Origin of the sequence: Streptomyces albus subsp. chlorinus (assembly GCF_013302895.1) — a bacterium.
Lineage (GTDB): Bacteria > Actinomycetota > Actinomycetes > Streptomycetales > Streptomycetaceae > Streptomyces > Streptomyces chlorinus.
In genome coordinates, this window is the sequence record NZ_VJOK01000001.1 from 3387516 (window position 1) to 3398875 (window position 11360).

Here is an 11360-nt window from a genome sequence, read left to right on the forward strand (position 1 = left end):
GTGCGGCAGGTCGAGGTCGGCGCCGACGCGGGCCGCGCGGTCGCGCAGCAGGTGCGGGTCGCGGTGCGCGGCGTCCAGCAGGTCGTCCAGCAGTTCGCCGCGCACCCGCTGTTCGGCCTCGCTCGCCGAGCGGCGGGCGAGTTGGAGCAGCGAGGTCACCATCGCGGCGCGCTCCAGGGTGCGCTGGTCGACGGCGGCGAGCCCGGCGTGCCCGTGCAGCAGCAGGGCGCCCAGCAGTTCGCCGCCCGCGGTGACGGCGGCCACCCAGGTGCCGCCCTCGCGAACGGCGTGTCCGCCGCGGCGGGAGCGTTCGACGGCCGCCGCCCACGCGGCGCCGTCCGCGCGGGGGTCCTCCGTGTGCGCGGTGTACTCGACGCGTCCGCCCAGCACTTCGGCCAGGGCGCGCGTCACCTCCTCCACGCCGCCGCCGCGCAGCACCAGTTCGGTGAGCCGGTCGTGGACGTCGGAGGCGCGGCGGATCGTGTCGTTGGCGGCGCGCAGTCCGGCCAGGGCCTGGGTGGTCTCCGTCAGCAGGCGGGTGTTGTCGAGGGCGACGGCGGCGTGCGCCGCGAACGAGCGCAGCAGCGCGATCTGTTCCGGCTCGAAGACGCGTTCGCGCCGGTCGGCGGCGTACAGCACGCCGATGACCTCCCGGCCGCCGAGCAGCAGCGGCACCCCGAGAATGGCGACCAGGCCCTCCTCGCCGACACCGCGGTCGATGGCGTCGGTGTGCCGGAAGCGGGCGTCGCGCGGGTAGTTCTGGGTGGCGTAGGGGCGCGCGGTCTGCGCCACGAGCCCGCCGAGGCCCTCCCCCATGCCGAGCCGCAACTGCTGGAAGCGGGCGGAGACCGAGCCCTCGGTGACCCGCATGCAGGTGTCGCCGCGTGCGGGGTCGGTGAGCGTCATGTAGGCGACCTCGGTGCCCAGCAGGCGGCGGGCGCGCTGCACGATGGCCTGGAGCACGTCGTCCAGGTCGCGCAGCCCCGCCAGGTCGTGCACCGTCTCGAACAGCGCGGTCAGCTCGGCCTCCCGGCGCCGTCTGCCCTCCAGTTCGGCGCGTATGCGCAGGGCCAGTTGCTTGCCGCGCTCGGCCGCCGCCCCCGCCCCCGCCCCGGCGCCCTCGGCCGAGCCGCCGGGTGTGCCGCCGGATGTACCGGCGGGCGTACCGGGCGCGTGGGCGGCCGGGTCGTCGTACGCCTCGGCCGGGGCGCCCCGGGTGAGGAGTTCGAGGTAGCCGAGGCAGAGGGACTCCGCGGGGTCCACGCCGGTGCCGGAGGTGCCGGAGGCGCCGTCCGCGCCGGCGGGGCGACCGTCCGGAGTGCCGGGGAGGTCCGGGGAGTCGTCGTCCTGTGACTGGTCCGTGGTGCGGTGCATGGGCACAGGGTCAGTGAGCGGTCCAGGCGCCGTCGAGGGGCAGGGCGCAACCCGTGAGGAAGGAGGCGGCGGGCGTGCACAGATAGGCGACCGCCTCCGCGACCTCCTCCGGCTCCAGCAGCCGCTTGAGCGCCGAGTCCGCGAGGAGCACGTCCGCCACGACCCGCTCGGGCGGGATGCCGTGCGCCTCCGCCTGGTCGGCGATCTGCCGCTCCACCAGCGGCGTGCGCACATACGCCGGGTTGACGCAGTTGGAGGTCACCCCGTGCGGGGCGGCCTCCAGCGCCGTCGTCTTGGACAGCCCCTCCAGTCCGTGCTTGGCCGCCACGTACGCCGACTTGTACGCGGACGCGCGCAGCCCGTGCACGGACGAGATGTGCGTGATGCGGCCCCAGCCCCGGGCGTACATGCCGGGCAGCGCGCCCCGCGTGGTCCGGAACGGCGCCTCCAGCATGAGGGTGAGCATCGCGCGGAACTCCTCGGGCGGGAACTCCTCCAGGGGGCGCACCAGTTGCCTCCCGGCGGCGTTGACGAGCACGTCGCTGCCGTCGGCGGCGCGCTCGGCCGCGTCCAGCCCGGCGGGGGTCGTCAGATCGAGGAGGCGGAGGTCCACGGCCGGCGCCGAGGGGCCCGCCTCGCACGCCACCTCGTCCGCGAGTGATTCGAGGCCCTCCGGGTCCAGGTCGACCGCGCGGACACGGGCACCCGCCGCCGCCAGCCGCAGCGCGCAGGCCCGGCCGATACCGCTGGCCGCGCCCGTGACCAGGGCGGTGCGGCCGGTCAGGTCGAGCGAGACGGAACGGGACACGGGCCCGGGCACCGCGGGCACGGCACCGGGGAGGGACGCCGGGGGCACAGCACCGGGGAAGGGGGCCGGGGCGGAACCGGAACCGGAATCGGAATCGGAACCGGGTGCCGGCGCGGATGCGGGGACTGGGACGGAGGCCGAGGGGTCGGTCCGGGCGGGCTCGGGCTGCGACGTCATGGCCGCCACCCTAGGAGCGCGGCACCGGCGGCCCGCATGTGCGAAGAGGCCACACTTGCCGGCACGTCGGCGTGTGCGGGCCACACCCACCGGGGTACAGGCGGCGCGGACCGCACCGTGTGCGCCGCAGTCCCGCTGGTGCCCGTGACGGCGGAGCGGCCATGTGGAGGCCGCGGACATACGGCTCAACTCCTTTGGGGCGCGGGCACGTCAGCCCGGTGCCGGCCCGGTCCTCCCGTACGGGTACCCCTTCCGCTCTCCGGCCCCCCGGAAGGAGTGTCCCCATGCGCGCCTCTGCCCGCATCGGCATGAGCCACGGCACGCCCGCCAAGCCGGGCGAGGGCTGCGGGAAGGCGGGCACCCACTTCCTGGACACCCTCTGCTCGACGTCGTACCTCACCCGGGACCGGGGGCTGGGCGACTGAGCCCCACGGAGGGGGCGGTCAGTTCCGCCGCAGGATGACCGCGGCGGCCCCGGCCGTGACGATCGTGGCGAGCAGCCAGCCGAGGATGACGAGGACCAGGGCGATCCACTGGGACGCCCCGGTGGTCCGCCAGGCCGCCTCCTGCCCCAGGTCGAGCACCGGGAGGAGGAGGTCGAGGGTGTAGATGAAGGGCTCCCAGTGCGGTGCCTCGTCGGGCTTGAGGGGCGGCGGCGGATTGCGGGCGAACCACAGGGAGCCGCCCGTCAGCAGGAGGGTGAGCCACACGGCGGCACGGCCGGGCCGGTAGCCGTAGCCGAGCGCGAGGTCCTGGACGGCGTCCCACACGCGGAGCGGCGCGGGGAGGGTCTCCCGGCGCCGCCTCAGTTTGGCGAGGAGGACGGTGTGCGCGTCGGCGTCCTCGCCGCGCGCCTGGAGGCCGGCGGCCAGGCGGTCGTAGGGCCCGGGCTCGAACTCGGGCGTCGCCGCGTGCACCCACTCCAGACGGCGGGCGAGCGGAAAATACCCCCTCGGCACCAGATCGGTGTAGGTGAAGCCGCGGAGGACCAGCCGGCCGTCGCCGGGCCAGCTGCCGGCGAGGTCGACCAGCCGTTCGACGACGGCGTCCTGGAGCACGACCCGGCCGCGCGGCGGACGCTCCGGGGCGAACACCAGCTCCGTGGCCTGGATACCGCGCAAGGACAGCTCCTGGGAGTCGTCCAGTACCAGCCGTGCCCTCTCCAGCACCAGCGCGCCGCCGAACGTGGCACCGTCCAGCACCACGCCGCCCTGGATCTCCGCGTGCCGCGACCGGCTGTAGGAGGACACCAGCATGGAGCCCGCGGCGAGGTCCGCCGTGGCAACGAACGGCGCGAGGACGAAGCTCTCCTCGACCGCGAGCCGTGAGGCGGTGAGCGCCGGGGTGCCGTGCGGGCCGCGCAGCCGGCAGCCGCGCAGGCTCACCGTGCCGCCCACCCGGGCGCCCCGCAGGGACAGTTCACCGGTGGACTCCAGGCAGTCGGCGTTCACATCCTGGGTGACGTTCAGCCCGTCGGCGTCCAGCGCCCGGCCCCGCTCGTCCCGGCCCAGCCGCAGCCCCTCCAGGGTGAGGTCCGTGCCGATGGTGGCCTGCGCGAGCACCAGCCCCTGGTCCAGTTCGCCGCGGGTCAGTTGCAGATCGCCCTCGACGGTCAGCCGCCTGGCCTCCAGCCGTGGCGCGCGGCAGCCGTGCAGGGTCACGGTGCCCGCCCGGCAGTCGACGAGCCGCACCGGCTCGTCCAGTCTGCACTGCTGGAGGTGGAGGGGGACGGTGAGGTGGGAGTTGGACAGGTCGAGCGGGCCGCTGATCCGGCAGCCCGTCAGCTTCAGCGCGGGCGCCCTGCCCGGTAGCGCAGGAGGGCCGTCGAGCAGCAGCAGCGCGATGATCCGGGCCCGTACGGCACGGTCGGCGCCCCAGACGTGGCCGCCGCAGGGATCATCGTGCGAGGGGATCCCGGTACGGAGGTCGTAGGGAGCACCGTTGCGGTACGCCTGCCACATGCCCCGCTCCACCGCCGTCAGGTCCTGCGGCATCTCCCCGCTGTCATACCCGGCCACCCGCCGCCTCCCCGCGCCTCACGCCACCCCGGCACTGCCCCGGACAGCACCCTGCCCGCTTCCCGGGACGCCAACCGCCGTCCCGGCCGGGGGCTGTTCAGGGCCTCCCGGCGGCGGATTGACGGCGGCCGTCAATTGGCTGGCCCGGCCCCCTGGCCCCTCGGTACGTTGCGGCACGCGGCACACCGCTCGCACAGGGGAGGCGATGGCGGCGCGGGATCGAGGGGAGCGGTCATGGGCAGGGGCGAGGGCCAGGACGGGGATACGGGCGCGGGCGCGCGCCCGGTGCCGGGCGCCGGCGGGCGCGCCGGTGGCATCGCGGGCAGCAGACTGGGGCGGGCCGTGGCCGAGAGCGTCGGCGGCATGCCCCGGCAGTTCTGGTGGCTGTGGACCAGCACGCTCGTCAACCGGCTCGGCGGCTTCGTGGCGACGTTCCTCGCCCTGTACCTGACCGCGGAGCGCGGCTACTCCGCCACGTACGCCGGACTCGTCGGCGCCCTCTACGGGCTCGGCGGCGTCGTCTCCTCCGTCGTCGCGGGCGTCATGACCGACCGGCTCGGGCGGCGGCCCACCATGCTGGCCGCCCAGTTGGCGACCGCCGCCTCTGTCGCCTCGCTCAGCCTGGTGACGCACCCGGTCGCCATCGCGGTGGTCGCCGGCGTCGTCGGCATGGCCTCCAACGCCTCCCGCCCCGCCGTCCAGGCGATGATGGCCGACATCGTGCGCCCCGAGGACCGGGTGCGGGCCTTCTCCCTCAACTACTGGGCCATCAACCTCGGCTTCGCGGTCTCCTCCACCAGCGCGGGACTCATCGCGCAGTACAGCTACCACCTGCTGTTCCTCGGCGAGGCGGCGATGGTGCTGGCCACGGCGATCGTGGTCTTCCTCAAGCTCCCCGAGTCCCGTCCCGCCGCCGCCCCCGCGTCCGCCGGACCGGACGGGGGCGCCGCCGGGGACGCCGCGGCCGTCTCCATGGGGACGGTGCTGCGGGACAAGCGGTTCATGGTCGTCGTCGCCCTCAACCTGCTGCTGGCCACGCTCATCCAGCAGGCGTTCGTCTCCCTCCCCATCTCCATGGGCGAACAGGGGCTGACCAGCGATGACTTCGGAACGGTCATCGCCGTCAACGGTGTCCTCATCGTGCTGCTCCAGATCCCGCTCACCCGTTTCATCGAACACCGCGACCCGGCCCGGCTGCTGGTCGTCTCGGCGCTGCTGACCGGCTACGGGTTCGGACTGAACGCGTTCGCCTCCTCGGCGGCGTTCTACGCGGTGGCCGTCGTGGTCTGGACACTCGGCGAAATGATCAACGCGCCCACCCAGACCGGACTGGTCGTCCGCCTCTCCCCCACCCACGGCCGGGGCCGCTACCAGGGCGTCTACACCCTCTCCTGGTCCGCCGCCGCCCTCGGCGCCCCCCTCCTCGGCGGCACCGTCATCGACCACTTCGGCTCCGGCACCCTGTGGGCCGCCAGCGCCCTCGTGGGCACCCTCGCCGCGGTGGGGTACGGGTTGCTGCTGCGGAGCCTGCGGACGGAAGGCACGGCGGAGGGGGTACTGGGTGAAGCGCCGGAGGAAGCACGGGAGAAGGCAGCGGAGAGGGCGGCGGACGAACCCGTCCGGGAGGGCGGGGGCGTCCGGGCGGTGCCGGGTGCCCCGGCCGGGGCACCCGCGGGCACGGTGGGTGAGTGAGTACACCGGGAGCGCAGCCGGCCCGGAAAGCCGACGGGCGAAACTGGAAAGACAGGGACATAAGCCGCATATCGCCATAGCGCTCGGGTACGCCGGGGAGGGGTGATTCCCGCACGAGAACCGGCTGAGCAGCGAAAGGCGGATGTGCACCATGGTCACGACACCTGAGGCCCCTCCTCGCGAGGACAGCCGTACCGAGGCGCTGGAACGCACCACTGCCCCACGGCGCACCGAGGAGTCGGTGGGCGAGCTGGTCAAGCACGCCTCCGCGCAGATCACCGAGCTGACCCGGCAGGAGCTGCGGCTGGCGCAGGCCGAGATGCGGCAGAAGGGCAAGCGCTTCGGTCTCGGCGGCGGCATGTTCGGTGCGGCGGGCCTCCTCGGCTTCGTCGGCCTGCAGGCCCTCGCCGCGACCGCCATCGTGCTGCTGGACCTGGTCTGGCCGCTGTGGGTGGCGGCGCTGGTGGTGACGGGCATCCTGCTGGCGCTGGCCGGCGTGCTCGCCGTCCTCGGCAAGGCGCAGATCGGCAAGGCGACCCCGCCCACTCCCGAACGGGCCGTCGGCAGTGTGAAGGCCGATGTGGCGGAGATCAAGGGGAGGTCGCACCGATGACGGGCAGCACCGACGGACGCGGCGCCGCGCAGAGCCCGGAGGAACTGCGGGTCCAGGTCGAGGAGACGCGGCGCGAACTCGGCGACACCGTCGAGGCGCTGGCGGCACGGGCCGACGTGAAGGCACAGGCACGGCAGAAGGCGACGCGCCTCAAGGGGCAGGTGAGCGACACCGCCCACACCGTGGGGGAGAAGACCCGGAGCAATCCGGGCGTGCCCGTCGCGGCGGGCGCCGCCGTCGCGGCCCTCGCGCTCGTCCTCCTCACCCGGCGACGCGGCAGGCGCGGCAGGCGCGGCAGGAGGCACTGATGAACACCGTCAAACTCGCCTACAAACCCGTGGGCATGCTGCTGGGAGCGGCAGGCGGGGCCCTGTCCGGCGCGGTCTTCAAGCAGATCTGGAAGGCCACCGGCCACGAGGAGAACGCTCCAGGTGCCACCGACCAGGAGCGGGGCTGGCGCGAGATCCTGCTGGCGGCGGCGCTCCAGGGCGCCATCTTCGCCGCCGTCAAGGCAGCGGTGGACCGCAGCGGTGCCACCACCGTGCACCGCCTCACCGGCACCTGGCCCAGCTGACACCGGCCGGGCCCACCCGGCCGGGCCGGCCCGCCAGGGCCCCAGGCCGCCAAGGCCGCGCAGAACTCCCAGGACCCGGCCCGTGCGGGACCGGCTCGCGAGCCGGTCGCTGCGGTCCGGGCTCTCCCGTGGGACCGCGCGGCCGGGCTCTCCCGTCTCTCAGCCCCGCGGCCCCTCCTGTGGCTCCGTCAGATGCGTGAACGCCTCCAGGTTGCGGGTGGACTCGCCGCGCGAGGTCCGCCACGCGTACTCCTTGCGGATGGCGGAGGCGAAGCCCATCTCCAGGAGCGTGTTGAAGGAGCCGTCCGCGTTCTCCAGGACGCTTCCGAGGAGGCGGTCCACCTCCTCGGGGGTGACGGCGGCGAGCGGGAGGCGACCGGCCAGGTAGATGTCACCGTGCTGGTCCACCGCGTAGGCGACGCCGTACAGGCGGGTGTTGCGCTCCAGCAGCCAGCGGTGGACGGCGGCGTGGTTCTCGTCGGGGTTGCGGACGACGAAGGCGTTCACCGAGAGGGAGTGGGCGCCGACCACCAGGGAGCAGGTGGTCTTCAGCTTGCGGGTGCCGGGGAGCGTGACGACGTAGGTGCCCTCCGACTGGCTCTCCCACTCCAGCTCGGCGTCCCTCAGCGTCTGCTCGATGGCTGTCCTGGCAGCGGCCGCAACGTCACCCATGCGGCGATCGTAGGCGACGGCGCCGCTCCTGTGCCGCCGCGGCGTACACCTCGGCGGTGGCCTCCGCGGCGGCGTCCCAGCCGAAGCCCTGGGCGTGCCGGGCCGCGGCGGCGCCGAGCCGGCCGGCCAGGTGGGGGTCGTCCACGAAGCGGCGCAGCGTCCGCGCGTAGTCCGCCGGATCGTGCCCGGCGACGAGGTAGCCGCTGGTGCCGTCCCGTACGACGACCGGAAGGCCGCCCACCGCCGCGGCCACCACCGGGGTGCCGCACGCCTGCGCCTCGGCGGCGACCAGGCCGAAGGACTCGCTGTAGGACGGCATCACCAGGACGGACGCGGCCCGGTACCAGTCGGCGAGCTGCTCCTGGCCGACCGGGGGACGGAAGAGCACCAGGTCGGCGATGCCCAGCCGGGCCGCCAGCTTCTGCAGCCCCTCCGGCTTGGCCAGACCACTGCCGCTGGGCCCGCCCACGACGGGCACCACCAGCCGCCCCCGCAGCGAGGGGTCCTCGTCCACCAGCAGGGCCGCGGCACGCAGCAGCACGTCGGGGGCCTTCAGCGGCTGTATGCGCCCGGCGAAGAGCGGGACGAGGGCGTCCTGCGGCAGGCCCAGCCGGGCCCGCGCCGCGGCGCGGCCGTCCGCCTGGCGGAAGCGGTCGAGGTTGACGCCCGGGTGGACGACGGCGACGCGCTCGGCGGGCGCCTCGTAGTGGTACGCCAACTCCCCCGCCTCCTCGGCCGTATTGGCGATGAGGCGGTCGGCGGCCCGCACGATCTGCGTCTCGCCGATGACCCGCGCCGCGGGCTCGGGGGTGTCGCCCTCGGCGAGCGCGGCGTTCTTGACCTTCGCCATGGTGTGCATGGCGTGCACCAGCGGGACGCCCCAGCGCTGGGCCGCCAGCCAGCCGACGTGCCCCGACAGCCAGTAGTGGGAGTGCACCAGGTCGTAGTAGCCGGGCCGGTGCCCCGCCCACACCTGCATCACCCCGTGCGTGAAAGCGCACAGCTGCGCGGGCAGCTCCTCCTTGGACAGCCCCTCGTAGGGGCCCGCGTCGATGTGCCGCACCAGCACGCCGGGGGCCAGCTCGACGGCCGGTTCGAGGGCACCCGTGGTGGCACGGGTGAAGATCTCCACCTCGATGCCGTGCGCGGCCAGCTGCCGGGCCAGCTCGACGATGTAGACGTTCATGCCGCCCGCATCACCGGTCCCCGGCTGGTGCAAGGGCGAGGTGTGGACGCTGAGCATCGCCACGCGGCGCACCCGGCGGGGCCCGGCCAGGCGGAGCAGCGGCGACCTGGACTGCTGCGGGGACGCGGACCGCGCGGCCATCCGCTGACCGAGCCGGGACACGTAGTGGCTCACGGTGGCGATGCCTCCTGCGGTTCGGGCGGTAGCGGACCGGGGCCGGTCCTCTGGCGGAGCCGGGCAGCGCGGGCCCTCGACGGGAAACAGCGCGAAGGTTGCCTCGTCTTCCCACTTTGCCGAATCGTGACCCAGGAACCGGGAATCCACCCCTCCCGGAACCCCCCGCCGGCCCCGCGAGCCTTCGGGAGGGGGAACGGTCGGAACTGCGAGCCGGAGGCCCCGCTCGGGCTCGGGCCGGGACGGCGGGGCGGGGCGGGGCTCGTATCCTCGTCGCATGCCTCCGCGTCCCCCCGTACCGTCCCGCCCGGTCGGTACGGTCACGCGGGGGACGACGAACCCGAACCGGCTGCGGCGGATGGACCGCTGGATCGCCGCCGCGCACGGCCCCGCGCTCCGCCGCTCCCTCCCGCACCCGACCGCCGTCGACCTGGGCTACGGCGCCGCGCCCTGGACCGCCGTCGAACTGCTGGAGCGGCTGCGGCAGGTGCGGGGCGACCTCCAGATGTACGGCGTCGAGATCGACCCCGAGCGGGTGGCGGCCGCGCGCCCGTACGAGCGGCCCGGCCTGGCGTTCGTACGCGGCGGCTTCGAGCTGCCCGTCGGCGGGGTCTCCGGCGGCGGCCGGGGCCTGACCCTGATCCGGGCCGCGAACGTGCTGCGCCAGTACCCGGAGGCCGAGGTCCGCCCCGCCTGGGAGCGGCTGTGCGCCCGGCTGGCCCCCGACGGCCTGCTCGTGGAGGGCACCTGCGACGAGATCGGCCGCCGCCACGTCTGGGTCGCGCTCGGCCCCGAAGGACCCCGCACCGTTACCTTCGCGGCCCGCCTCGCCACCCTCACCGCCCCCTCCGACCTGGCCGAACGCCTGCCCAAGGCGCTCATCCACCGCAACGTGCCCGGCGAACCCGTGCACGCCTTCCTCCGCGACTTCGACCGGGCCTGGGCCGCCGCCGCGCCCTACGGTTCCCTCGGCGCCCGCCAGCGCTGGGTGCGTGCCGCCCACGCGCTGGCCACCGACTGGCCCCTCCTCGACGCCCGCCGCTGGCGCCACGGCGAGCTGACCGTCCCCTGGCACGCCCTCGCCCCCCGCAACACCCCCGCCTGACGCCCCTCCCGCCGCGACAGCACCACTCCCCCAGAACAGCACTTCTCCTCTCCCCGCCAGGACAGCGCCCCTCCCCGCCGCGACAGCACCTCTCTCCGCCGCGACGGCACTTCTCCCCCGCGGCGACGGCGGCGCACCCCCACAAGCTGCCCGGCGGTGCCGAACCGCTGGCACACCACACCCCGAAGACCTCGCATACCTCGCATACCTCGCATACGCCACGGCTCCACAACACCGTGAACCCGCGCGGCCACGGTCCCGCCGGTCTCCGCCCCGCCGCCGGGCACAACGCCGTCGCGGCGGGAAAAGGGGGGCGGTCGTCAGTCCTCGCGCTGGTGGGGGTTCCAGTGGTGGCCGAAGGCGAAGCGGGCCGCTTCGACCTCGTGGCGCTGGTCGGCGTGGAGGACGCCGAGGGCGTACGCGGTCGCGGGTGCGATCCGCGGAGTGGCGGCTGCCGAGGCGGCGGCGGCCGCCGCCGCGGCAGCGGCCCGGTGCCGCTCCAGCGCGTCACCCGCGGGCCGCAGCCGGGGGGTCGTGCTCGGCGTGCGGTCCCAGTACCTCCTGCGCGTACCGGTGCAGCCGCAGCAGGACCCGTACCTGGTCCCAGGCGGCGTCCTGCCGCACCTCGGTGGCCAGCGACCTGGCCAGCCCGTCGGCGTTGTAGGGTGCGCCGGCGCGGGAGAGCGGCAGCACGGCGACGGCGTCGGCCAGCCGGCGGCGGGCCTGGTCGGCCAGGGGGAGGAGGACCTCGGGCGCGGGCCGGTCGGCCAGCGGGTCGTCACCGCGGAAGGGTGCCTCCGAAGCCAGCACCGCCACCGCGTCGGCGACGGCGTGGAAGCGGGACGAGCCCAGCGCCTGGAGCGCCGCCGAGTGGGCGCGGGTCCGGGAGAGGGTGAGCTGCCGCTCCAGCAGCGCACCGGCCCGTGCGGCGCCCACCGGGAGTCCGCTCCGCGCGGAGTTGCGTTCC

At 75.1% G+C, this 11360-nt stretch carries 11 protein-coding genes and 1 pseudogene; 6 read left to right on the forward strand and 6 right to left on the reverse strand.

What is annotated here, in order from left to right; all coding sequences use genetic code 11:
• The coding region (locus FM076_RS15075) for a GAF domain-containing protein (protein WP_243274513.1) at positions 1-1374 on the reverse strand (1374 nt) is incomplete at its 3' end.
• A gap of 10 nt (positions 1375-1384) precedes the next feature.
• The gene (locus tag FM076_RS15080) at positions 1385-2182 is read right to left on the reverse strand and encodes a 3-hydroxybutyrate dehydrogenase (protein ID WP_345945022.1); all 798 of its coding nucleotides are present in this window, start codon (positions 2180-2182) and stop codon (positions 1385-1387) included.
• Between the two features lie 461 nt (positions 2183-2643).
• Here FM076_RS15080 and FM076_RS15085 point away from each other — a divergent pair, with 461 nt between their 5' ends.
• A complete protein-coding gene (locus tag FM076_RS15085) occupies positions 2644-2784 on the forward strand; it encodes a hypothetical protein (protein ID WP_173871112.1) in 141 nt (46 codons plus the stop codon).
• 18 nt (positions 2785-2802) lie between these two features.
• Here FM076_RS15085 and FM076_RS15090 read toward each other — a convergent pair whose 3' ends face one another.
• Positions 2803-4353 carry an oxidoreductase gene (locus tag FM076_RS15090; protein WP_173874758.1) on the reverse strand — a complete coding sequence of 517 codons (1551 nt, stop codon included), beginning with the start codon at positions 4351-4353 and terminating at the stop codon, positions 2803-2805.
• Between the two features lie 387 nt (positions 4354-4740).
• On the opposite strand from FM076_RS15090, the gene FM076_RS15095 reads away from it, so the two are divergent.
• The 4 genes from FM076_RS15095 to FM076_RS15110 all read left to right on the forward strand — a co-directional run bounded on the left by FM076_RS15095 (position 4741) and on the right by FM076_RS15110 (position 7256).
• Entirely contained in the window at positions 4741-6069 is a 1329-nt protein-coding gene (locus tag FM076_RS15095) for an MDR family MFS transporter (protein WP_243274931.1), read from the forward strand.
• A 151-nt stretch (positions 6070-6220) separates the two neighbouring features.
• Positions 6221-6682 carry a phage holin family protein gene (locus tag FM076_RS15100; RefSeq protein ID WP_173871116.1) on the forward strand — a complete coding sequence of 154 codons (462 nt, stop codon included), beginning with the start codon at positions 6221-6223 and terminating at the stop codon, positions 6680-6682.
• On the forward strand, positions 6679-6990 hold the full coding sequence (locus tag FM076_RS15105; RefSeq protein WP_173871118.1) for a DUF3618 domain-containing protein: 312 nt from the start codon (positions 6679-6681) through the stop codon (positions 6988-6990). Before FM076_RS15100 ends, FM076_RS15105 begins: the two co-directional genes overlap by 4 nt.
• A complete protein-coding gene (locus tag FM076_RS15110) occupies positions 6990-7256 on the forward strand; it encodes a DUF4235 domain-containing protein (protein ID WP_173871120.1) in 267 nt (88 codons plus the stop codon). Before FM076_RS15105 ends, FM076_RS15110 begins: the two co-directional genes overlap by 1 nt.
• Before the next feature lie 159 nt (positions 7257-7415).
• On the opposite strand, the gene FM076_RS15115 is transcribed toward FM076_RS15110, so the two are convergent.
• Positions 7416-7928 (reverse strand): YbjN domain-containing protein, encoded by a 513-nt coding sequence (locus tag FM076_RS15115; protein WP_173871122.1) that lies wholly within the window; start codon positions 7926-7928, stop codon positions 7416-7418.
• Positions 7921-9288 carry a D-inositol-3-phosphate glycosyltransferase gene (mshA, locus tag FM076_RS15120; protein ID WP_173871124.1) on the reverse strand — a complete coding sequence of 456 codons (1368 nt, stop codon included), beginning with the start codon at positions 9286-9288 and terminating at the stop codon, positions 7921-7923. Before mshA ends, FM076_RS15115 begins: the two co-directional genes overlap by 8 nt.
• Positions 9289-9565: 277 nt before the next feature.
• Between mshA and FM076_RS15125 the strand changes: the two genes are divergently transcribed.
• On the forward strand, positions 9566-10393 hold the full coding sequence (locus FM076_RS15125; RefSeq protein WP_173871126.1) for a class I SAM-dependent methyltransferase: 828 nt from the start codon (positions 9566-9568) through the stop codon (positions 10391-10393).
• Positions 10394-10713: 320 nt separating this feature from the next.
• Here the strand turns inward: FM076_RS15125 and FM076_RS15130 are convergent.
• Positions 10714-11360 (reverse strand): annotated as a pseudogene (locus FM076_RS15130) (CHAD domain-containing protein); the annotation flags it as partial.

Coding starts and splice junctions, on each gene's coding strand:
- FM076_RS15125 (WP_173871126.1), top strand. CDS start 9,566: ATGCCTCCGCGTCCCCCCGTACCGTCCCGCCCGGTCGGTACGGTCACG.
- FM076_RS15110 (WP_173871120.1), top strand. CDS start 6,990: ATGAACACCGTCAAACTCGCCTACAAACCCGTGGGCATGCTGCTGGGA.
- FM076_RS15095 (WP_243274931.1), top strand. CDS start 4,741: ATGCCCCGGCAGTTCTGGTGGCTGTGGACCAGCACGCTCGTCAACCGG.
- FM076_RS15085 (WP_173871112.1), top strand. CDS start 2,644: ATGCGCGCCTCTGCCCGCATCGGCATGAGCCACGGCACGCCCGCCAAG.
- FM076_RS15100 (WP_173871116.1), top strand. CDS start 6,221: ATGGTCACGACACCTGAGGCCCCTCCTCGCGAGGACAGCCGTACCGAG.
- FM076_RS15105 (WP_173871118.1), top strand. CDS start 6,679: ATGACGGGCAGCACCGACGGACGCGGCGCCGCGCAGAGCCCGGAGGAA.
- FM076_RS15090 (WP_173874758.1), bottom strand. CDS start 4,353: ATGCCGCAGGACCTGACGGCGGTGGAGCGGGGCATGTGGCAGGCGTAC.
- FM076_RS15115 (WP_173871122.1), bottom strand. CDS start 7,928: ATGGGTGACGTTGCGGCCGCTGCCAGGACAGCCATCGAGCAGACGCTG.